The sequence below is a fragment of the Streptococcus sp. 11273D007BT genome (genome assembly GCF_053547195.1).
Map to the genome: position 1 here is coordinate 470,225 of NZ_JBPWPE010000001.1, position 21,826 is coordinate 492,050.

Sequence of the window (21,826 nt, forward strand, 5' to 3'; positions counted from 1 at the left end):
TGAGTCATGTATTTAGATGACAGTTTAACCTTGCATACTGATTTATACCAAATCAATATGATGCAAGTCTATTTTGAAAAAGGAATGCACAATAAAAAGGCGGTTTTTGAGGTTTATTTCCGAAATCAACCGTTTAAAAATGGTTATGCCGTATTTGCTGGGCTGGAGCGTGTGGTACGCTATTTAGAAAACTTAAGATTTACAGATCAAGATATTGCTTATCTTCGTGATTTAGGCTATCGTGAGGATTTCCTTGATTACTTGCGTCATTTTCAACTAGAGTTATCAGTAAGGTCTGCTAAAGAAGGGGATCTTGTCTTTGCTAATGAGCCCATTATGCAAATTGAAGGACCATTAGGGCAGTGTCAGTTAGTTGAAACAGCTATTTTAAACATTGTGAACTTTCAAACTCTGATTGCGACAAAAGCTGCAAGGATTAAATCTGTTATTGGTGATGAGCCTTTGCTTGAGTTTGGTACACGGCGTGCGCAAGAAATGGATGCGGCGATTTGGGGGACACGAGCAGCCGTTATTGGTGGAGCAGATGCTACCAGTAATGTCCGTGCAGGCAAACTATTTGATATTCCTGTTTCTGGAACACACGCTCACTCTTTTGTTCAAGCTTATGGAAACGACTATGATGCTTTTAAAGCTTATGCAGAAACCCATCAAAATTGTGTCTTTTTAGTGGATACTTATGACACTCTTCGTTTAGGAGTACCTGCTGCCATCAAAGTTGCTAAAGAGTTTGGTAAAAAGATTAACTTTAGAGGGGTTCGTATTGACTCAGGAGATATGGCTTACATCTCTAAAAAAGTTCGTGAACAACTAGATGAAGCAGGTTACACTGATGCTAAAATTTATGCTTCTAATGATTTGGATGAAAATACCATTTTAAACTTAAAGATGCAAAAGGCTAAGATTGATGTCTGGGGTGTCGGAACCAAACTGATTACAGCTTATGACCAACCCGCTTTAGGTGCCGTTTATAAAATTGTTTCTATTGAGGATGACAATGGTGAGATGCAAGATACCATCAAGTTATCAAGTAATGCTGAAAAGGTTTCAACCCCAGGGAAAAAACAAGTCTGGCGGATTACTAGCCGTGCCAAAGGAAAGTCTGAGGGAGACTATGTGACATTTGATGGTGCAGATGTGACACAGCTTGATGAGATTGAAATGTTTCACCCTGTTTATACCTATATTAACAAAACTGTTACAGACTTTGATGCTGTACCGTTATTAGTTGATATTTTTGATAAGGGAACCTGTGTTTATACTTTACCGAGTCTAAGCGAGATTAAACAATATGCACGTCAGGAATTTGATAAACTTTGGGATGAGTATAAGCGTGTCTTGAACCCGCAACATTATCCTGTTGATTTAGCGCGTGATGTTTGGGAAAATAAAATGAATTTGATTGATCGCATCAGAAAAGAAGCCTATCAAAAAGGAGATCTAGAGTGAGCTTACAAGAAGAAATTATCAAAGAATTAGGGGTTAAGCCAGAGATTGACGCTAAAGAGGAAGTTAGAAAGTCAATTGATTTTTTAAAAGCCTATATGCTAAAGCACCCGTTTTTAAAAACCTATGTTTTAGGAATTTCAGGTGGACAAGATTCCAGTTTAGCAGGACGTTTGGCCCAGCTAGCTATGGAAGAGCTACGTCAAGAAACAGGAGATGACACTTATCAGTTTATTGCTGTTCGCTTGCCATATGGCATTCAAGCTGATGAGGCAGATGCCCAGCGCGCCCTTTCCTTTATTAAACCTGATGTGAGTTTAACAGTTAATGTTAAGGCAGGTGTGGATGGCGCTGTGGCTGATTTAGCACAGGCGGGAGTTCTAGTTTCTGATTTTAATAAAGGTAATATTAAAGCTCGTATGCGTATGATTAGCCAGTATGCCATTGCTGGTGAACATAAGGGAGCTGTGATTGGAACAGATCATGCTGCGGAAAATCTGACGGGATTTTTTACAAAGTTTGGTGATGGTGGTGCCGATATTCTTCCCCTTTATCGTTTAAATAAACGCCAAGGGAAACAATTATTAGTAGAGCTTGGAGCTGATCCTGCCCTTTATGAAAAGGTGCCGACTGCTGATCTTGAAGAAAATAAACCAGGGATTGCAGATGAGGTCGCTCTCGGAGTGACTTATCATGATATTGATGATTATCTAGAAGGTAAAACAGTATCACAAGATGCCCAAGAAAAAATTGAAGCTTGGTGGCATAAGGGTGAACATAAGCGTCACTTGCCTATTACTATCTTTGATGATTTTTGGAAATCATATTAAGGGATTAGCAAATGCTAGTCTCTTTTTCTTTTAAAGAGTATAATAAAGATAAGACAAAGGAGGAATTTATGTTTGAATTAACATCATCATTTACAGATCGTTTATTTGACAATTATGAGGCCAATGCGAAATATCAGGCAATAGAAAATGCTGTAACACATAATGGTCTTTTGAAGTCGTTAGAAAATCGTCAGTCTAGTATTGAAAATGATTATGTCTTTTCACTGGATGTTACAAAAGATTCTGTTACCAATCAAAAGGCTTCTGGGCGTTGTTGGATGTTTGCTGCTTTAAACACTTTTCGGCACCAACTGATTAGTGATTATCAGCTGGAAAATTTTGAGCTTTCTCAAGCACACACTTTTTTCTGGGATAAGTATGAAAAATCAAATTGGTTTTTAGAGCAGATTATAGCCACAGCAGACCAAGAGCTATCTAGTCGTAAAGTAAAATTTTTACTAGATGTTCCGCAACAGGATGGAGGCCAGTGGGATATGGTTGTTGCTCTTTTTGAAAAATATGGTGTGGTTCCCAAATCCGTTTATCCAGAATCAGTTGCTTCTAGCAATAGCCGTGAGCTTAACCAATATCTTAACAAGCTGTTACGACAAGATGCGCAGATTTTACGTGACTTGGTTGCAAGCGGAGCTGCTATTGAGATCCTACAAGCTAAAAAAGAAGAGTTATTACAAGAAGTTTTTAACTTTTTAGCAATGACTCTAGGATTGCCTCCTCGTCACTTTACCTTTGCTTATCGGGATAAAGATAATCAGTACCATTCTGAAACAGATATCAGCCCTCAAGAATTTTATAAAAAGTATGTCGGGCTGAAGTTATCTGATTATGTGTCTATTATTAATGCTCCGACACAGGATAAACCTTACAATCAATCTTACACGGTTGAATTATTGGGAAATGTCGTAGGTGCCCCAAGTGTTCGTTACCTTAATGTTGAAATGAAACGTCTTAAAGAATTAGCGATTGCTCAAATGAAATTGGGTGAAACGGTTTGGTTTGGCTCAGATGTGGGACAATCTAGCAATCGTCAAACAGGAGTGATGGCTACTGGAATATATGATTTCACCTCCAGTATGGATATTGAACTAAAACAAGATAAGGCTGGCCGTCTTGATTACAGTGAGAGTTTGATGACACATGCCATGGTCCTTGCGGGTGTTGATTTAGATGAAAATGGACAAGCGCTTAAGTGGAAGGTAGAAAATTCATGGGGAGAAAAGGTTGGTGACAAAGGTTATTTTGTTGCCAGTGATGCTTGGATGGACCAATACACTTATCAAATTGTGGTAAGAAAAGATCTTCTGACAGCTGAAGAGTTAGCAGCTTATGAAGCAGTACCGATTTCTTTAGCCCCTTGGGACCCTATGGGGGCTTTGGCTTAATGTCTAAAAATCATAATGGTTAGGATAAAAATCGTTTGATTTATCAGTTTTACCTGATATAAAAAATAAGCATTCCCAATTGGGAATGCTTATTTGTATATTAAGAGATCATTTTATTGAGTGGCATCAGTAGAACTAGATGACGTGGTATTGGTTTGACTACTAGCTGTGGTTTGTTCTTCTGTTGAACTTGCTGCTGAAGAGTTATCAGTTGTTAGGGTACTACTGGTTAATGTTGTGGTATCTTCCTCATCATCATTTTCAACAGATTGGCTAGTGTAAGTTGCATTACGACTAGCAGCAGTTGCATTACTTGTGTCGGCTACGGCTGTATTTCTTGTGCTTGCACCATCTAAGAAAAGATAGCCGCCACTACGGTATAGACCATCTGGCATTGTCCAATCAGAATTACCATAAGGGTTGAGGTAGGTCATCATAGAACGGTAGATGTCGGCTGCAAGATCGAGCTGATCACCATATAGCGGAGTAAGGCGATTTTTATAACCCGTCCAAACTGCCATAGAGTACTGCGGAGTATATCCGACAAATGACTCGTCTGGAGCTATTGTACCAACAGAGTCTGTTGGAATGCCTGTATCGTATGCAATTTGAACTAACTCATCGTCTGTATAGTTTGATGTCCCTGTTTTACCAGCTTGGAAGACTCCAGAGATAGCCGCATTGGTACCTATACCATAGCTGAGAACAGTTTTCATCATATCTGTCATCATATAGGCAGTTGTTTCTTTCATTGCTCGGTTTCCAACAGGATCATATGTTTTGACGCTACCGTCATTAAATTCAATTTTATTAACGTACTGAGGTTTATAGTAAATCCCACCGTTTGAGAAGGCGGCATAAGCAGCAGCCATCTTTTCGCTACTTGCTCCGTATTGAGAGTCTGTGCTGCTGGTATTACTTGAGATAGCATTGGCATAAACCATTTCAGGATAATTAATACCAAGTTTGTTCAAGAAAGCTAAGGCATTATCTAGTCCTGCAGCCTCAAGTGCACGCGCAGCGGGGACGTTACGTGACTGTTGAATAGCTGTTTGCATACTCATCCAACCGTTATATTGACGATCCCAGTCGAATAGTTGAATGTCTGTTCCAGGCCAAGTATAATAAGAGTCATTTAGCAGTTGGCCAGTTGAGCGGTAAGCTCCGTAATCAATAGCTGGTGCGAACGCGGAGATAGTTTTCATGGCAGATCCCCAATCGCGATCGGTTAGAACGGCTTGGTTGGTTCCAAATGAGACAGCTTCATCTTGATTACGTGCTCCAAGTTGTGCGATTACTTTACCATTAGTAACATCGATAACTGTAGAGGCTGCTTGAAGGCTATCATTTGGATAAGCAACATAGTCATAAGTGTTAAAGATGTTATAAAGTTGCTGCTGCGCTTCACTGTTAACATTGGTATAGACTTTCATACCAGATTTAAAGATATCAGCACCTGTCTGCTCTTGAACCTCTTCAATAACTTGTTTAAGATAGTTATCCATATAAGCTGGGTAGCTAGATTCTTGAACGAGTTCTTGTAAGCCATCTGTGACGGGAGTATTGATAGCCGTTTTGTATTCTTCCTCGGTAATGTGTTCAAATTCATACATTCTTTGAAGAACGGTATCACGTCTAGCTTTTGCAGCATCAGGATTGGTATAAGGATCGTATTGGTTAGGAGCTTGGGGCATTCCGGCAAGAAGTGCTAATTGCGCGATGGAGAGATCTTTGAGATCTTTGTGATAATACTCTTTAGCAGCCGTTAGCATCCCATAGGTTCCGTTTGCCATATAGACTTTATTGATGTAGTATGTTAGGATTTCCTGTTTGGTGTATTTTCTCTCAAGTTGAAGAGCGAGCCAAGCTTCTTGTGCTTTACGTTTTAAGGTTTGATCTTCTTCTGAGGTTGAAAAATAAGTCAGTTTAATCAATTGTTGATCAAGTGTCGATCCCCCTTGAGTTGTGCTACTTGTTAAATTGTGTAGCGCAGAGCTGGCGATACGGAAGATATCTATTCCACGATGTTTAAAATAACGATGGTCCTCAATGGAAGTAATGGCGTTAACCAAGTCGAGAGGAATATTATCTGCTGTAACACTTTCACGGTTTTCAGAACCAAGTTCACCGATTAAGTTGTTTTCACTATCATAAACCATACTGAGATTGGTAGCTTTTAATTGCTTTTCAGATAGTTTAGGTGTTGAGCTGATGTAGAAGAGGAAGAGAAGACCACCCGCTACAATTATAAAAATAGTCAGACTAAGAGTAATACTGAGAGCGTATTTTAAAAATTTGAGTATGCTTTCTTTTTTGATGTTAATCACCGCCTAAAAAATTTTTTTCAATAATGTCTAGATAAGGAACTTGTGGAAAAGCAGCTTCCTTTACAAGATATGCCTGTTTTTTGATATAATCAAGAGGCATAGATTTATTTCCTTTTTCAGCTTGATAGAAGTCTATCAAAGCTTTAGCGGGTAAAAGATAAGTTTGCTTAAGACTTGAAAAATGAAGCAATACAAAGGAAATACCACCTTGTTTAAGAACGGCTTCCATATGTTGAATCTGATGGACATGAAAGTTTTTCAGTGGCATAGAGGTTTTTTGTCTAGTTTCTTTTGCTTCAAAATCTAAGTAATGTCCCTTATATACACCAGAGTAGTCAGTGGTTGAGGCCTGCCTAAAATAAGCTTCAACAATCTTAGCACGACTTCGTCTAGGGTAATCTACTTTGACAATTTGAACAGGTGTTGGTTTCTTATGAATTACAGCAAGACCATGATGAAGGTAATAATCATTAGTGGCATTAATAGCTGTTTCAAAGTTCATCCCTCGATTAGCAAAGTTAGTGCTTTTTTTCTGGGACGAGGTACCAACAGAGCGTCTTGAAATCGTATGAGGGTATTTTACCATTTTCCTCCCTCTGACTTATGATATTGTGGTTTACTTTAAAAATAAACCCTATTCATTATACCATATTTTTTAAAAGGACAAACATTTATGACTGTAATTCTTGTATCAGGCTATAAAAATACTGACCTAGGCATTTTTAAAGACAATGATCCACGTATTGTGATCATCAAAAAGGCAATCAAAAGGCAATTAGAACGCTATTTAGATGCAGGCTTGCAATGGCTTATTTTTACAGGGAATTTAGGCTTTGAATATTGGGTGTTAGAAGTTGCTCAAGAGCTTAGGAAAGAGTATGATTTTTCTATGGGAACTGTTTTTTGTTTTGCTAATCAGGGAGAAAATTGGAACGACAGCAACCGAGAGAAATTAGCTGCTTTTAAGCAAGTAGATTTTGTGAAATATAGCTATGAAGCTTATCAAAATCCTACACAATTTAGGACTTATAATGAATTTTTGGTTGACAATAGCGATGGAGCTTATCTTTTTTATAGTCATGAACATGAAACAAATTTGAAATATCTTTATGATAAGATGGTGGAGAAAGAAAATTATCCCATTAAAATATTAGATTTTGATGAGTTGAATGAAATTGCCTACGAAGAATAATCTTGAAAGAGACTTTATTCTTGCAATTTTGCATCAATTTTTGTAATATAAATAACGATGGATATTTTTAATATCTATTTTAAGAATGAACAGTACGGAGAATAGAAGATGGCTAGCATTAAATTTTCACCAAAAGATATTTTTGAACAAGATTTTAAAACCAGTATGAGAGGGTATAGCAAAGAGGAAGTTGATGAATTTCTTGATGATGTTATCAGAGATTACGAGGCCTACGAAGAGCTGGTAAAGACCCTGCGTGAGGAAAATAGCAAATTAAAAGAGGAGCTAAAGACGCGTTCGGTTTCTGCTTCAACAGCACCATCTGTATCACCGAAGGTCAATTTTACGCAGGCAACTTCAGGGTCTGTGGGAGCTAGCACAAGCACAGTTATGTCAACTCCTAAATCAGAAACCCCTCGTCCAGCAACTGCAACTACTGCTGTGACAAATTTTGATATTTTGAAGCGAATTAGCCGTTTAGAAAAGGAAGTATTCGGTAAACAAATTACTGAATAGGAGTGTCGTGCAATTTTTGGATAATCGCGTGGTAGTTTTCTACCATGAGGAAAGTCCATGCTAGCACTGGCTGTGATGCCGGTAGTGTTTGTGCTAGGCGAATGCATAAGCCTAGGGACGTCTTTGACGTTACGGCGACTAAAATGGCTAAGTCTTTAGATATGCCAAAGTAGGTCTGAAAGTGCCACAGTGACGAAGTTTTTATGGAAACGTAAAAAATGGAACGCGGTAAACCCCTCAAGCTAGCAACCCAAACTTTGGTCGGGGCATGGGATGGATGGAAACGAACAGAAATCCTGACTGTTTAGGCAGTAGACAGATGATTATCGAAGGTGGTAGTACCTAGTACCACTGGAACAAAACATGGCTTATAGAAAATTGCATAAATAGGGTTGGAGCTAGGAGAAATCTTTGGCTCCTTTATTTAATATAAAGAGGATAAAATGAAGAAAAAATTTAAATTGGTAGCGACAGCTGCGGCAGGGCTAGAGGCAGTTGTTGGTCGTGAGATTCGTGATTTAGGTTTGGAATGCCAAGTAGAAAATGGAAAGGTCATTTTTGAAGGTGGCGTTAGAGAAATCATCGAGACGAATCTTTGGCTTCGATCAGCAGATCGCATCAAAATTGTGGTTGGTGAGTTTCCAGCTAGAACGTTCGAGGAATTATTCCAAGGAGTTTTTGCTCTAGATTGGGAAAATTATCTTCCATTGGGATGTCGTTTTCCGATTTCTAAGGCAAAGTCTGTCAAATCTAAGCTACATAATGAGCCTAGTGTGCAGGCTATAACCAAAAAAGCCGTTGTTAAAAAGTTGCAAAAACATTTTCATCGTCCAGAAGGGGTTCCTTTGATAGAAAATGGTGCAGAGTTTAAAATAGAAGTCTCAATTTTAAAAGACAGAGCAACATTATTACTTGATACAACAGGCTCTAGCTTATTTAAACGTGGTTACCGTACGGAGAAGGGTGGGGCACCTATTAAGGAAAATATGGCTGCCGCGATTATCCAACTCTCCAACTGGTATCCAGACAAGCCTCTCATTGATCCAACCTGTGGATCAGGAACCTTTTGTATTGAGGCGGCGATGATTGGGATGAATATTGCACCAGGCTTTAATCGTGACTTTGCTTTTGAACAGTGGAACTGGGTTGATCCTGATTTGGTTCAAACCGTCCGTGATGAAGCTGAAAGTAAGGCTGATTATGATGTCGAATTAGATATTTCGGGATTTGATATTGATGGACGGATGATCGATATTGCTAAAAAAAATGCTGAGGAGGCTGGACTTGCAGATGTCATCAAATTGAAACAAATGCGTCTTCAAGACCTAAAAACCGACAAAATCAATGGGGTTATTATTTCAAACCCTCCATATGGGGAGCGATTGTTGGATGACAAAGCAGTGGACATCTTGTATAATGAAATGGGACAAACCTTTGCTCCGCTGAAAACGTGGAGTAAGTTTATCCTCACAAGTGATGAACAGTTTGAGACAAAATATGGTAGTCTTGCTGATAAGAAACGAAAACTTTATAACGGGACTTTAAAAGTTGATTTATATCAATATTTTGGTGAACGAGTCAGACGTCAGGTAAAATAGAAAGGGAATAGCGGTGTCTAACAAAGAGGATCAAAACCAACAACAAGAAGAAGCTGTCTTGGAGTTAAAAGAGGCTCAGAATATGACAGTCGAAGAAGCAAAACGGAAAGGCTCAGAATTGCAAGTTGGTATTTCTGAGGAAGATAGTGTTTTAGATAAATATATCAAGCGTCATAGAGAAGAAATTGCTGATCGTAAGTTCGCAACAGGATCAGGAGATGATATTTCGTTTAAGGATTTGGATACATCTGCTCTTGATAAGTTTATTAAAAAACAAAAAGAAGAATTAGCTACTGCTGGTCTGATTAACGAAGCTGTCCTATCAGAGACAGGGGATGAACAAGAAACTAAAATTGTGCCCTCACCGATCGTTGAATCGACTATAGCAGATGACGTCCAAGAGCAAGCGACAGCTTCGCCAGAAGAAGTACTGGTGGCGTCTGAAGAGGATTTACTGGCTTTAGCAGATGACAAACAAGATCCAGTCTATAAAAATAAAAAATTGATTTTTGCTCTGTTAGGGGCTCTTGTAGTAGGGATTTTTGGGATTGCTTATGGCTTAAATTATTTTAGTAATCAAGCCACAAATACTAGCTCTTCCTCAACTTCAAAGAGTTCAACAGCTAAAAGTAAAACCAGTTCATCTTCAACTGAGAAAACAGCTAGCCAAGAAGATGTGACGAATTTTGAAAATCTTTATAAAAGCTTCTTTGTAGATGAAGAGCAAACAAAACTAAAAAATAGCGAATTTGCTAATCTTTCATCTTTAGAGGAAGCTTTGAAAAAGCTTGAAGGAACAACGGCTTATGATGATGCTAAATCAAAGTATGACAAATTAAGTAAAGCCATTGCAACCACACAAGCTGTGAATGCTCAGTTTGAATCTGCAGCCATTGTTGATGGTGAGGCTGTCGCAGATGTAGCAGTTAAATCTGATGCTAATTTTGATAGTATTACAACCGATATGAAAAATACAGGGAATGCTACGTTGGATAGCTTGTTACAGCAAGTTATCACAAGTGGGAGAACTCAACAGTCAGGAGGAGTATCTACTGCAACGGCTGGTGACAGTGCAACAAGTGTCAGTGTTCCTGTCGCAGATTCTGCCACAGTGGTCACAAGTGACGGAGTAGCTACAGCATCAGAAACAAGTTCTCAAACCAGTGAGGGGACTCAAACTGTACCAGCAGCATCAGCTACAACAATAGCTTCGACTAGCTATGGTATTCAAAATTATGATCCAGCAATTTTACAACGTCAGATGAGCCGTGTTCCTTATAACGAAGCGGCTGTCGCAGACAAAACAAATGCAGCTTGGATTTTCACCCCAGGAGTAATGGAAAAAATTATTGCAACCTCACAAGCTAGAGGTTACATCACAGGCAATGAATTTATTCTTGAGCCGGTCAACATTATTAACGGTGTTGGTTACTACAATATGTACAAACCAGATGGCACTTACCTATTTTCTATTAACTGTAAGACAGGTTATTTTGTTGGTAATGCTTCAGGAAATTCAGATGCTCTAGATTTTTAAAAAAAAATACAGGTCCACTTAATAAAGTGGGCTGTATTTTTTTAAATAATATGACGCTCAAAAGCTTGATCTGAGATTCCTTGTTCTAAAATAAGTTTAGCCCATTCTTTTGCTGAAAAAAGGCTGTGGTCCTTGTAATTACCGCAGGACTCAATAGTTGTTCCAGGGACATCTTCCCAAGTTGTCTTTGTGGCGATTTCTTCTAGACTAGATTTGATAACTTTAGCAATGTCAGTTGCTGTAGGCTGTCCCCAGACAATCATGTGAAAGCCTGTTCGGCACCCAAATGGTGAGCAATCTATAAGTCCGTCCATACGTTGACGAATCAATTTAGCTAAGAGGTGTTCGATAGTGTGTAAGCCAGACGTAGGAATAGCATCTGCGTTTGGTTGAACCAGTCTGACATCAAAGTTAGTAATGACATCTCCCTTTGGACCAAATTCTTCTGAAATCAATCGGATATAGGGGGCTTTTACAATTGTATGATCAAGCTCAAAGCTTTCGACAGTAACATCTTTTGGCATGTTTTTTCTCCTTTTTTATTGGTACAGTTATCATATCATATTTTGTCAGTAAATGGGTTGGTTTTTTCATTGTGAAAAGGCTTAATTTATGTTAAAATAGAATTCGGTTTTCTATCGGAAATAGAAAAAAGATATTAAGGAGGAAGACATGCTAAATGTGATTTTAGCACTTGTTTTTTCTCTCATTGGTTTAGTCCTTGGTTATGTTGTTATTTCAGCTCGATTGAAGTCGGCTAAAGAAGCAGCAGAACTAACGCTTTTAAATGCTGAACAAGATGCTGTTAATTTAAGAAGTCAAGCTCAAGTAGATGCTGAACAGATTAAACAAACGGCAGACAGAGAAGGTAAAGCTTATAAAAAAGAGTTACTTTTAGAGGCAAAGGAAGAAGCTAGAAGATATCGTGAAGAGATTGAAAAAGAGTTTAAATCCGAAAAGCAAGAGTTGAAACAAATGGAAACACGTCTAACAGAACGTGCCTCTTCTCTTGATCGTAAGGATGAAAATTTGAGTGGAAAAGAAAAGCTACTCGAACAAAAAGAACAAAGTCTTTCAGATAAATCTAGATACATTGATGAGCGTGAAGAACAAGTTGCCCAATTAGAAGAAGAAAAGAAATCAGAATTAGAACGCGTTGCTGCCATGACTATTGCAGAAGCGCGTGAGATTATCTTAACAGAGACAGAGAATAACTTAACTCATGAGATTGCCAGTCGCATAAAAGAAGCGGAGCTTGAGGTTAAAGATAAGTCTGATAAGATGGCTAAGGATTTGTTATCTCAAGCGATGCAACGCCTTGCTGGTGATTATGTGACAGAGCATACTATTACAACAGTCCACCTGCCAGATGATAGCATGAAAGGACGGATTATCGGTCGAGAAGGGCGTAATATTCGTACTCTTGAGAGTTTAACTGGTATTGATATTATCATCGATGACACACCAGAGGTGGTTGTTTTATCAGGATTTGATCCGATTCGCCGAGAGATTGCTCGAATGACTCTTGAAGCTCTTATTCAAGATGGACGGATTCATCCAGCCCGTATCGAAGAGTTGGTTGAAAAAAATCGACTAGAGATGGATCACCGTATCCGAGAATATGGAGAAGCGGCCGCTTTTGAGATTGGTGCTTTGAATTTGCATCCTGATTTGATTAAAATCATGGGACGGTTACAGTTTAGGACAAGCTACGGGCAAAATGTTCTCCGTCACTCTGTAGAAGTTGGTAAGCTCGCTGGTATTTTAGCAGGTGAGTTGGGTGAGAATGTTGCGCTAGCTCGTCGAGCAGGTTTCTTGCATGATATGGGGAAAGCTATTGATCGTGAGGTCGAGGGGAGTCATGTTGAGATTGGAACAGAATTTGCCCGCAAATATAAAGAGCATCCTGTTGTAGTGAATACAATTGCTAGCCACCATGGAGATGTTGAACCAGATAATGTTATTGCGGTTTTAGTTGCCGCGGCAGATGCCTTGAGTTCAGCTCGTCCAGGAGCTCGTAATGAATCAATGGAAAATTATATTAAGCGTCTTCGTGATTTAGAAGAGATTGCGACAAGTTTTGATGGTGTACAAACTAGTTTTGCCCTCCAAGCAGGACGTGAAATTCGAATCATGGTTCAACCGAATAAAGTCTCTGATGATCAAGTGACGATTTTAGCACATAAGATTCGTGAAAAGATTGAACAAAACTTGGATTACCCAGGAAATATTAAGGTAACGGTCATTCGCGAGTTACGTGCGATAGATTATGCAAAATAAAAAGACAGCTTTGGCTGTTTTTTTATTGGCCAGAGGTATCTAGCATAGAGATAAGTATTGAAAAAATAGATGATTTTTGATAAACTAGGTAGAAAGACAATTAAGGAGACAAGATGACGGAACGTGGTTTATTGATTGTTTTCTCAGGCCCATCAGGTGTGGGAAAAGGGACAGTCAGACAAGAAATTTTTAGTCACCCAGGCAATAAATTTGAATATTCAGTATCAATGACGACACGTCCACAACGTCCAGGTGAGGTTGATGGTGTAGACTATCATTTCCGTACGCGCGAAGAGTTTGAAGAACTCATCAAGCAAGGGCAGATGTTAGAGTATGCTGAGTATGTTGGAAATTATTATGGCACGCCCTTAACCTATGTCAATGAGACCTTAGATAAAGGGATTGATGTTTTCCTTGAAATTGAAGTACAAGGAGCGCTTCAAGTTAAATCAAAAGTGCCAGATGGTGTCTTTATTTTTTTAACGCCACCTGATTTAGAAGAATTAAAAGGTCGTCTTGTTGGACGTGGTACAGATAGCGCAGATGTCATTCACCAACGTATTGAACGTGCTAAAGAAGAGATTGCCTTGATGCGTGAGTATGATTATGCCGTTGTTAACGATGAGGTTCCTTTAGCAGCGGAGCGTGTGAAACGTATTATTGAAGCAGAACATTTTCGTGTTGATCGTGTCATCGGACGTTATACGGATATGGTTGCTATTGAGACAAAAAGATAAAAATAGAAAAGTGGTAAAAAGTTATGATGTTAAAACCGTCTATTGATAAGTTGTTGGACAAGGTACCATCAAAGTACTCTCTTGTAATTTTACAAGCAAAACGCGCACATGAATTAGAAGCAGGTGCAGAGCCTACTCAAGAGTTCAAATCTGTGAAATCTACCTTGCGTGCCTTAGAGGAAATTGAGTCTGGTAATGTTGTAGTTCATCCAGATCCAGAGTCTAAGCGTCAAGCTGTCCGCCGTCGTGCAGAGGAGGCTCGCTTAGCAGCAGAAGAGGAAGAGCGTAAAATCAAAGAACAGATTGCAAAAGAAAAAGAAGAAGAAGGAGAAAAAATCTAAGGTTGTTTCAATCTTAGATTTTTCAATTCAATCGCTAAAGGAAGAATAGGAGGAGAGAGATGCCTAAAATTGCTAAAGTTATTGTGGATATTCCACTACAGCAGACGGATAAACCCTTCTCTTACCTTGTTCCAGAAGGGACTTTTATTGCTGAGGGAATGCGTGTTCATGTTCCATTTGGACGTGGCAATCGGCTTTTACAAGGATTTGTGGTTGGTTTGGAGGACAATGAGGGGAAAGAGTTAAAAACGATTGGTGAGGTTCTTGATTTAGAACCAGTTTTGAGCCAAGAACAGCTCTTTTTAGCAGATCAAATGAGAAAAACTGTTTTTTCTTATAAAATCTCCATCTTAAAAGCCATGTTGCCAAATCTACTACAGTCAACCTACGACAAATGGTTAGAAGCTGAAGAAATCTTATCCGAGGAGGACAGGAGTGTACTTTTTAAAGGAAAATCGGGTATTTTATTTTCAGACTTATCACCTGTTTTAAGAGAGAAAGCAGCGCAATTCGTTAGCCAAGGGAAAATCAAGGTGACTTATCTGGCAAAAGATAAGCAAACGATTAAAACTGAAAAACACTATCAAGTTAGGGTGTCTAGATTACAGGAGCACACTATTAGTAATCGGGCGAAGAAACGTCAGCAGTTAAAGGACTATCTTCTACTAAAATCTTCTTATAAGGGAACCTTAAAGGAATTATATGACTTATTTTCTCGTGATGTCGTGACTTATTTTGTCAAAGAAGGTTTACTAGAGGTGGTAGAGGTTGCTGTTAACCGCAGTGATATCTATTTTGAGGGGATAGAAAAAGAGACTTTCCTTGCCTTAAATGAAGAGCAGAATCAAGCGGTTGAAGCCATCCTTTCTCAAGTAGGGGAAAATTGTCCGACTCTCTTACAAGGGATTACTGGTAGTGGCAAAACAGAAGTCTATCTTCATGTTATTGATCGGGTACTGAGGATGGGGAAAACAGCGATTGTCCTGGTTCCTGAGATTTCTCTAACCCCTCAGATGACCAAGCGTTTTATTTCTCGATTTGGAGAAAAGGTAGCGATTTTACACTCAGGCTTGTCTGATGGTGAGAAATATGATGAATGGCGCAAGATAAAAAATAAGGAGGCTCAAGTAGTGGTTGGAGCTAGATCTGCAATCTTTGCACCTTTAGATAATATTGGTGCCATTATTATTGACGAGGAGCATGAAGCCTCCTATAAACAAGAGTCTAATCCTAGATATCATGCTCGTGATGTTGCTATTTTACGTGCCAATTATCATGGGGCTAGTTTGGTTTTAGGGAGTGCAACACCAAGCATTGAAAGTCGTGCACGGGCCAGTAAGGGGGTCTATCGTCATCTTTTACTGACCAAGCGTGCCAATCCTTTGGCGCAGATTCCAGATGTGGCTATTGTTGATTTTAGGGACTATATTGGACAACAAGAGCTCTCTAATTTCACGCCTCCTTTGTTAGAAAAGATAGGAGAGCGTTTGGCTAAGAAAGAGCAGATTGTCTTAATGCTAAATCGACGTGGTTATTCCAGTTTTGTGATGTGTCGTGATTGTGCTTATGTGGATACTTGTCCTAATTGTGATATTTCCTTGACGCTCCACATGGATACCAAGACGATGAATTGCCATTATTGTGCTTATGAAAAGTCTATCCCAAGGCTATGCCCTAATTGTCATTCTAGAAGTATCCGTTATTATGGAACAGGTACTCAAAAGGCTTATGATGAGTTATTAGAAGCTTTTCCGAGTGCTAGGGTCATTCGGATGGATGTTGATACAACACGTCAAAAAGGGGCTCATGAGACTTTGTTGGATCAGTTTGGAAAAGGAGAGGCTGATATTTTATTGGGAACTCAGATGATTGCTAAGGGCTTGGATTTTCCTAATGTGACCTTAGTAGGAGTTCTAAATGCAGATACAGCTTTAAATCTACCAGATTTTAGATCAAGTGAGCGTACTTTTCAACTTTTAACACAAGTAGCTGGTCGTGCTGGTCGTGCAGACAAGGCTGGCGAAGTTCTTATCCAAACTTATAATCCAAAGCATTATGCCATTGCTCTAGCAAAAGAGCAGGACTATGAGGCATTTTATCGTCATGAGATGGCTATTCGCCATCAAATGCAGTATCCTCCCTACTACTATACAGTTGGACTTACCTTATCTCACAAAGATGAAGGAGTGGTGACTCAAAAAAGTTATGAGGTATTAGCCTTGTTGAAAGAACATTTGTCTTTGCAAGCCAAGTTTTTAGGGCCAGCTCCAAAACCTATTGCAAGGACCCACAACCTTTACCATTATCAAGTCATGATCAAGTATCGTTTTGAGGATCATTTGGAGGAGGCTCTAAATCAGATTTTAGCTTGGACTCAACTTCCAGGTCAAAAAGATTTACGCTTGATTATTGACCATGAGCCACAGAATTTTGTCTAATACATGGCTGTGGTATAATAGAAAAAAGAATTTAGAGGTATGATATGACAAAATTGATTTTTATGGGAACACCAGATTTTTCTGCGACGGTCCTAGATGGCTTGTTATCACATTCAGACTATCAGATTTTAGCTGTGGTGACACAACCTGATCGCGCAGTGGGACGTAAAAGAGAAATAAAGATGACGCCTGTCAAAGAGTTGGCACTTGAAAAAGGTTTGCCAATCTATCAACCAGAAAAACTATCAGGCAGTCCAGAGATGGATGAGTTGATGGCGCTAGGTGCAGATGGGATTGTGACAGCAGCTTTTGGACAGTTTTTACCAGAAAAACTCTTGCAATCTGTTTCATTTTCAGTTAACGTACATGCTTCGCTTCTACCCAAATACCGTGGAGGAGCCCCAATTCACTATGCAATTATTAATGGGGAAAAAGAAGCCGGAGTGACCATTATGGAGATGGTTAAGAAGATGGATGCCGGAGATATGATTTCAAAACGTGCCATTCCCATCACAGATGAGGATAATGTTGGGACCATGTTTGCCAAATTAGCAGTAGTTGGACGTGATTTGCTTCTTGATACCCTTCCAGATTATATAGCGGGTCATTTGAAGCCTGAGCCTCAAGATGAGAGTCAGGCCACGTTTTCTCCTAATATCACAGCAGAAGAGGAAAGTTTGAAATGGTCTAAGAGTTCGCGTGAGCTCTTTAATCAGATTAGAGGGATGTACCCGTGGCCAGTAGCCCATACGCTTTATCAAGGAAAACGCTTTAAAATTTATGAAGCCACTCCAGTTGAAGGAGAAGGGATTCCTGGTCAGGTGATTGAAAAAACCAAGAAGAGTCTAATTGTAGCAGCAGGAAATGGTGCTTTATCTCTGAAAACAGTACAGCCTGCTGGTAAGCCTAAGATGGCAGTTGTGGACTTTTTAAATGGTGTTGGACGTGAGATACAAGTAGGTGATCAATTTGGCCAGTGATTGGAAAAAGACAAGTCGTGGACAGGCTCTTCAGATTTTAGAAGAAGTTTTTGGAGATGGAGCATATTCTAATATCGCTCTGAATAAGCAGTTAACACAATCACACCTATCTGATAAAGACAAAGGTTTGGTTACTGAGATCGTTTATGGGACAGTTGCTAGAAAACTGACGTTAGAATGGCATCTAGCTTATTTTATTGAGGATCGTGATCGCTTGGAGCCATGGGTTTATACCCTTTTGTTACTGAGTCTCTACCAAATGCTTTACTTAGATAAGGTCCCTAATCATGCCATTGTAAATGATGCGGTTACAATTGCTAAAAATCGTGGTAATAAAAAAGGTGTAGAGAAACTGGTTAACGCTGTCTTACGCCGCATTGAGCGTGAAGGTGTTAGAGATTTTTCAACGATTAAACGCATCAATAAGCGCTATTCCATCCAATATTCTTTGCCGGTTTGGTTAGTAAAAAAATTGATTGAGCAGTTTGGAGTAGAGCGGGCAGAAGCTATTTTTAAGAGTTTATTTGTTAGAAATAAAGCCAGTGTGCGTGTCGCAAAGGTGTCGGATTTGGAGTACTTGGCACAGGATACCCAATCAGAGAAGTCTGTCTTGTCACCGGTAGGATTAGTCAAATCATCAGGACATTTTGCAGCTAGTCAAGCCTTTAAAAATGGACAAATAACTATCCAAGATGAAACGAGCCAGTTGGTAGCACCTACTTTAGAAATAGAGGGGTGGGAGACCATGCTTGATGCTTGTAGCGCACCAGGTGGAAAAACGGTTCATATGGCTTCTTATCTAACCAGCGGTCATATTACAGCGCTTGATCTCTATGATCATAAATTAGCTCTCGTAAATGAAAATGCTCAACGAATGGGAGTAGCCGATAAGATTAGCACACAAAAGTTAGATGCAACGCAAGTGCATGCACATTTTCCAAAAGAACATTTTGATAAAATTTTAGTTGATGCTCCCTGCTCTGGGATTGGTCTTATTCGTCGTAAACCAGATATTAAATATAATAAAGATAATCAAGATTTTCTGTCTTTACAGAAAATTCAATTGGAAATCCTATCTAGCGTTTGTCAAACACTAAAAAAAGGTGGTATAATAACCTATAGCACTTGTACTATTTTTAACGAGGAAAATCAAGATGTGATCGCCAAATTTTTACAACAGCACCCTGATTTTGAACAAGTAGCACTTAAACATCCCAAATCAGAGATTGTTGTGGAAGGTTGTTTAATGATCACACCTGAACAATTTATGACAGATGGTTTTTTTATAGCTCAGCTAAGAAAAAAACTATAAACTGTTGAAGGAGGAACCTGACCTAGTCAGAATAATCATAGTATGAAAATTTCAGTTTTAACAGATATTGGACAAAAACGTTCAAGTAATCAAGACTATGTTAATAAATATGTTAATAAATCAGGGATTACACTGATCGTTTTAGCCGATGGCATGGGTGGACACAGAGCGGGGAATATCGCTAGCGAATTGACTGTAACAGAATTTGGTTGTGCATGGGTAGATACTGATTATCAAGACCCAAACAGCATCATGGACTGGCTTAGAATGATGGTTGACGTGGTGAATCGTCGCGTTCATGAGTTAGGACAAGATGAAGAGTTTAAAGGTATGGGGACAACTGTAGAAGCAGCGGCTATTATTGGTAGTCACTTGGTTTATGCTCATGTTGGAGATTCTCGTATCAGCCTTATTAGAGATCAATCTTATACACAGTTAACGAGTGATCATTCTTTGGTGAACGCTTTGGTTAAAGCTGGTCAAATTACTCCAGAAGAAGCAGAGGTACATCCTCAAAAAAATATTATCACACAATCCATCGGACAAGCCAATCCTGTTGAGGTTGATTTAGATGAAGTAGGACTCTTATCAGGGGATCTTATTTTGATGAACAGTGACGGTTTAACCAATATGGTGTCTTCGCAAGAAATCACGGAGATTCTTCAAAATTCAGAAATGACCTTAGATACGAAAGCCCAGACACTTATTGATAAAGCTAATCAAGCAGGAGGTTTTGATAATATTACAGTTGCTCTCGTAGAAGTTGAAAGTGAGGATGAGTAATGATCCAGATTGGCAAATTATTTGCTGGGCGTTACCGTATTCTTAAATCAATCGGTCGTGGAGGCATGGCTGATGTGTATTTGGCAAATGATTTGATTCTGGATAATGAAGAAGTAGCTATTAAAGTTCTTCGGACAAATTATCAAACAGATCAGGTTGCTGTGACACGATTTCAGCGTGAGGCGCGTGCCATGGCTGAATTGGATCATCCTAATATTGTGTCGATTCGTGATATTGGTGAAGAAGACGGTCAGCAATTTTTAGTAATGGAATATGTTGATGGCGAGGACTTAAAGAAATATCTGCAAGATCATGCTCCGCTTTCTAATCAAGTCGCTGTTAGGATAATGCAAGAAGTTTTGTCTGCTATGACTTTAGCCCATCAAAAAGGGATTATCCACAGGGATTTAAAACCACAAAATGTCTTGTTAACACGAGACGGGCATGCTAAGGTAACTGACTTTGGTATTGCTGTTGCTTTTGCAGAGACGAGTTTAACCCAAACTAATTCGATGTTAGGAAGTGTGCATTATTTATCACCTGAGCAAGCTAGGGGCTCCAAGGCAACAGTTCAAAGTGATATTTATGCTATGGGGATTATGTTGTTTGAAATGCTGACGGGGCACATTCCTTATGATGGTGATAGTGCTGTCACTATAGCATTGCAACATTTTCAAAAACCTCTACCATCAATTTTATCCGAAAATCCTACTGTTCCTCAACCGTTGGAGAATGTCGTTATTCAAGCAACTGCTAAAAAATTAACGAATCGTTATCAGTCAACGATGGATATGCTGATGGATTTACGGACGTGTTTACATCCTAGTCGAGCTAAAGAAGCTAAAGTAAAATTTGGAGATCAGACTGATACACGAATTTTACCAAAAGCTGAGCCTAGCACAGCTGCAACCAGTAGAGATCAACTGTTAAAAACACAGTCTAATAAAAAGCTAGGTTCCGATAAAGCACTGGATGCTTTACCAGAGGCTGAAAGCGCTACTACAAAAACTTCCAAGAAGCCTGTTAAAAAGAAAAAGCGTGGTTTCCTAAGAGCGATGCTAACCATGTTACTTTTCTTGGTTTTAGCTAGTTCGGCAGCATTTGCTTATTTTGCTTTTACTGGCCCCTCTACTGTCCAAGTTCCAGATGTCACTGGTAAAACTTTAGAAGTCGCAAAATCAGAACTGGAAGCACAAGGTCTTGTAGTAGGAACAGTTTCAGAATCAGCTAGTGACAGTGTGGAGTCGGGGATGGTCATCTCTACTGATCCTAAAGCAGGAACTTCCCGAAAATCTGGTGCTACTGTTGCTATTACCGTTTCTACGGGGGTGAGTGGTATCGCTTTAGAGGATTATGTGGGACAAGATTACGAGACGGTAAAAGATGAGTTGATGCTAGAATATGGCATAGATGAAAGCCGTATTGTCAAAAAAGAAGTTTCTACGAGTGACTATACTGAAGGAACAATTATTGATCAGACTCCATCTCCAAATAGTACGTTTAACGTAGATGGTAGTGATCAAATTGTATTTAAAGTAGCAGTTGAGGACATGGTATCTATTCCTAATCTGGTTGGGATGACTTATGCTGATGCTAAGAGTACATTGCAGGATTTAGGGATTAAATCATCTCGTATCAAAACAGATATCAGCAATCCCTCTAGTCAAGCAATTGTATATGCTCACTATCCTTATTATGGTGAGCAGTTTAGCCTAGGTTCAAATGATAATATTACCTTGTACTTGTCAGAGGAAACTGAAGACTCCTCTAGTACAGAGGAAGTACAAAGCTACAGTGAGAGCACAAGTGGCAGTTCAAGTTCATCATCTAGTTCTCATTCTAAGACAAGTTCGGATTCTAGTACAGATACGACTACAACTGAGACGGAATCTAGTACAGGTACTGAAACATTTTCAATAGAATAATAAGAAAAGCTTTTAGAGATATCTAAAAGCTTCAGAATGAAGACAAAACCGTTAGAATTAAAACGGCTCATTGTCAACCTTATAACTAAACACGAGAGAGAATCAAATTGGTTCTCTCTTTTTTATCTCTTTCCTATTTTCAGGAGATAAGCTGAAAAGGGCTATC

General features: G+C 39.2%; 18 protein-coding genes and 1 other RNA gene. 16 read left to right on the forward strand and 3 right to left on the reverse strand.

What is annotated here, in order from left to right; translation table 11 throughout:
- Positions 1 to 6 precede the first annotated feature (6 nt).
- The 3 genes from ACEE75_RS02555 (at position 7) to pepC (ending at position 3,694) form a co-directional block, all read left to right on the forward strand.
- Positions 7 to 1,467, forward strand: a complete 1,461-nt coding sequence (locus ACEE75_RS02555; RefSeq protein WP_447575243.1) for a nicotinate phosphoribosyltransferase — start codon at positions 7 to 9, stop codon at positions 1,465 to 1,467.
- Entirely contained in the window at positions 1,464 to 2,294 is an 831-nt protein-coding gene (gene nadE, locus ACEE75_RS02560) for an ammonia-dependent NAD(+) synthetase (protein ID WP_354369440.1), read from the forward strand. The genes ACEE75_RS02555 and nadE overlap by 4 nt, the downstream gene beginning before the upstream one ends.
- 68 nt (positions 2,295 to 2,362) lie before the next feature.
- Positions 2,363 to 3,694 carry an aminopeptidase C gene (gene pepC, locus ACEE75_RS02565; protein ID WP_447575242.1) on the forward strand — a complete coding sequence of 444 codons (1,332 nt, stop codon included), beginning with the start codon at positions 2,363 to 2,365 and terminating at the stop codon, positions 3,692 to 3,694.
- A gap of 113 nt (positions 3,695 to 3,807) precedes the next feature.
- On the opposite strand, the gene pbp1a is transcribed toward pepC, so the two are convergent.
- Together pbp1a and recU are read right to left on the reverse strand one after the other, a co-directional pair.
- Complete coding sequence (pbp1a, locus tag ACEE75_RS02570; RefSeq protein WP_447575241.1) at positions 3,808 to 6,021, reverse strand: penicillin-binding protein PBP1A; 2,214 nt, start codon at positions 6,019 to 6,021, stop codon at positions 3,808 to 3,810.
- Entirely contained in the window at positions 6,014 to 6,607 is a 594-nt protein-coding gene (recU, locus tag ACEE75_RS02575) for a Holliday junction resolvase RecU (RefSeq protein ID WP_354369434.1), read from the reverse strand. The genes pbp1a and recU overlap by 8 nt, the downstream gene beginning before the upstream one ends.
- An 87-nt stretch (positions 6,608 to 6,694) precedes the next feature.
- Between recU and ACEE75_RS02580 the strand changes: the two genes are divergently transcribed.
- The 5 genes from ACEE75_RS02580 (at position 6,695) to ACEE75_RS02600 (ending at position 10,864) form a co-directional block, all read left to right on the forward strand.
- On the forward strand, positions 6,695 to 7,213 hold the full coding sequence (locus ACEE75_RS02580; RefSeq protein ID WP_447575240.1) for a DUF1273 domain-containing protein: 519 nt from the start codon (positions 6,695 to 6,697) through the stop codon (positions 7,211 to 7,213).
- Positions 7,214 to 7,321: 108 nt separating this feature from the next.
- Positions 7,322 to 7,729 carry a cell division regulator GpsB gene (gene gpsB / locus ACEE75_RS02585; RefSeq protein WP_447575239.1) on the forward strand — a complete coding sequence of 136 codons (408 nt, stop codon included), beginning with the start codon at positions 7,322 to 7,324 and terminating at the stop codon, positions 7,727 to 7,729.
- 12 nt (positions 7,730 to 7,741) lie between these two features.
- An RNA gene (gene rnpB, locus ACEE75_RS02590) (RNase P RNA component class B) lies at positions 7,742 to 8,105 on the forward strand.
- Positions 8,106 to 8,172: 67 nt separating this feature from the next.
- Positions 8,173 to 9,327, forward strand: a complete 1,155-nt coding sequence (locus ACEE75_RS02595; RefSeq protein ID WP_447574706.1) for a THUMP domain-containing class I SAM-dependent RNA methyltransferase — start codon at positions 8,173 to 8,175, stop codon at positions 9,325 to 9,327.
- A 13-nt stretch (positions 9,328 to 9,340) separates the two neighbouring features.
- Complete coding sequence (locus tag ACEE75_RS02600) at positions 9,341 to 10,864, forward strand: cell division site-positioning protein MapZ family protein (RefSeq protein WP_447574705.1); 1,524 nt, start codon at positions 9,341 to 9,343, stop codon at positions 10,862 to 10,864.
- 41 nt (positions 10,865 to 10,905) lie between these two features.
- Here ACEE75_RS02600 and ACEE75_RS02605 read toward each other — a convergent pair whose 3' ends face one another.
- Entirely contained in the window at positions 10,906 to 11,388 is a 483-nt protein-coding gene (locus ACEE75_RS02605; RefSeq protein WP_447574703.1) for an S-ribosylhomocysteine lyase, read from the reverse strand.
- A 148-nt stretch (positions 11,389 to 11,536) separates the two neighbouring features.
- Between ACEE75_RS02605 and ACEE75_RS02610 the strand changes: the two genes are divergently transcribed.
- The 8 genes from ACEE75_RS02610 to pknB all read left to right on the forward strand — a co-directional run bounded on the left by ACEE75_RS02610 (position 11,537) and on the right by pknB (position 21,660).
- Positions 11,537 to 13,144: a ribonuclease Y gene (locus ACEE75_RS02610; RefSeq protein WP_354369422.1), complete on the forward strand. Its 1,608-nt coding sequence runs from the start codon at positions 11,537 to 11,539 to the stop codon at positions 13,142 to 13,144.
- A 113-nt stretch (positions 13,145 to 13,257) separates the two neighbouring features.
- Positions 13,258 to 13,881: a guanylate kinase gene (gene gmk / locus ACEE75_RS02615; RefSeq protein WP_354369870.1), complete on the forward strand. Its 624-nt coding sequence runs from the start codon at positions 13,258 to 13,260 to the stop codon at positions 13,879 to 13,881.
- A 23-nt stretch (positions 13,882 to 13,904) separates the two neighbouring features.
- Positions 13,905 to 14,222, forward strand: a complete 318-nt coding sequence (rpoZ, locus tag ACEE75_RS02620) for a DNA-directed RNA polymerase subunit omega (RefSeq protein ID WP_354369869.1) — start codon at positions 13,905 to 13,907, stop codon at positions 14,220 to 14,222.
- A 59-nt stretch (positions 14,223 to 14,281) separates the two neighbouring features.
- A complete protein-coding gene (locus ACEE75_RS02625; RefSeq protein WP_447574701.1) occupies positions 14,282 to 16,660 on the forward strand; it encodes a primosomal protein N' in 2,379 nt (792 codons plus the stop codon).
- Positions 16,661 to 16,704: 44 nt separating this feature from the next.
- A complete protein-coding gene (gene fmt / locus ACEE75_RS02630; RefSeq protein ID WP_447574699.1) occupies positions 16,705 to 17,640 on the forward strand; it encodes a methionyl-tRNA formyltransferase in 936 nt (311 codons plus the stop codon).
- Positions 17,630 to 18,952 carry a 16S rRNA (cytosine(967)-C(5))-methyltransferase RsmB gene (gene rsmB, locus ACEE75_RS02635; RefSeq protein WP_447574697.1) on the forward strand — a complete coding sequence of 441 codons (1,323 nt, stop codon included), beginning with the start codon at positions 17,630 to 17,632 and terminating at the stop codon, positions 18,950 to 18,952. The genes fmt and rsmB overlap by 11 nt, the downstream gene beginning before the upstream one ends.
- A gap of 42 nt (positions 18,953 to 18,994) precedes the next feature.
- On the forward strand, positions 18,995 to 19,735 hold the full coding sequence (locus tag ACEE75_RS02640) for a Stp1/IreP family PP2C-type Ser/Thr phosphatase (protein ID WP_447574695.1): 741 nt from the start codon (positions 18,995 to 18,997) through the stop codon (positions 19,733 to 19,735).
- The gene (pknB, locus tag ACEE75_RS02645; RefSeq protein ID WP_447574693.1) at positions 19,735 to 21,660 is read left to right on the forward strand and encodes a Stk1 family PASTA domain-containing Ser/Thr kinase; all 1,926 of its coding nucleotides are present in this window, start codon (positions 19,735 to 19,737) and stop codon (positions 21,658 to 21,660) included. Before ACEE75_RS02640 ends, pknB begins: the two co-directional genes overlap by 1 nt.
- Positions 21,661 to 21,826: the final 166 nt, after the last annotated feature.

Bases quoted from the DNA above. Each gene is read 5' to 3' on its own strand.
- ACEE75_RS02555 (WP_447575243.1), top strand. From the start codon at position 7: ATGTATTTAGATGACAGTTTAACCTTGCATACTGATTTATACCAAATC.
- pepC (WP_447575242.1), top strand. From the start codon at position 2,363: ATGTTTGAATTAACATCATCATTTACAGATCGTTTATTTGACAATTAT.
- recU (WP_354369434.1), bottom strand. From the start codon at position 6,607: ATGGTAAAATACCCTCATACGATTTCAAGACGCTCTGTTGGTACCTCG.
- ACEE75_RS02580 (WP_447575240.1), top strand. From the start codon at position 6,695: ATGACTGTAATTCTTGTATCAGGCTATAAAAATACTGACCTAGGCATT.
- gpsB (WP_447575239.1), top strand. From the start codon at position 7,322: ATGGCTAGCATTAAATTTTCACCAAAAGATATTTTTGAACAAGATTTT.
- ACEE75_RS02595 (WP_447574706.1), top strand. From the start codon at position 8,173: ATGAAGAAAAAATTTAAATTGGTAGCGACAGCTGCGGCAGGGCTAGAG.
- ACEE75_RS02605 (WP_447574703.1), bottom strand. From the start codon at position 11,388: ATGCCAAAAGATGTTACTGTCGAAAGCTTTGAGCTTGATCATACAATT.
- ACEE75_RS02610 (WP_354369422.1), top strand. From the start codon at position 11,537: ATGCTAAATGTGATTTTAGCACTTGTTTTTTCTCTCATTGGTTTAGTC.
- gmk (WP_354369870.1), top strand. From the start codon at position 13,258: ATGACGGAACGTGGTTTATTGATTGTTTTCTCAGGCCCATCAGGTGTG.
- rpoZ (WP_354369869.1), top strand. From the start codon at position 13,905: ATGATGTTAAAACCGTCTATTGATAAGTTGTTGGACAAGGTACCATCA.
- ACEE75_RS02625 (WP_447574701.1), top strand. From the start codon at position 14,282: ATGCCTAAAATTGCTAAAGTTATTGTGGATATTCCACTACAGCAGACG.
- fmt (WP_447574699.1), top strand. From the start codon at position 16,705: ATGACAAAATTGATTTTTATGGGAACACCAGATTTTTCTGCGACGGTC.
- ACEE75_RS02640 (WP_447574695.1), top strand. From the start codon at position 18,995: ATGAAAATTTCAGTTTTAACAGATATTGGACAAAAACGTTCAAGTAAT.
- pknB (WP_447574693.1), top strand. From the start codon at position 19,735: ATGATCCAGATTGGCAAATTATTTGCTGGGCGTTACCGTATTCTTAAA.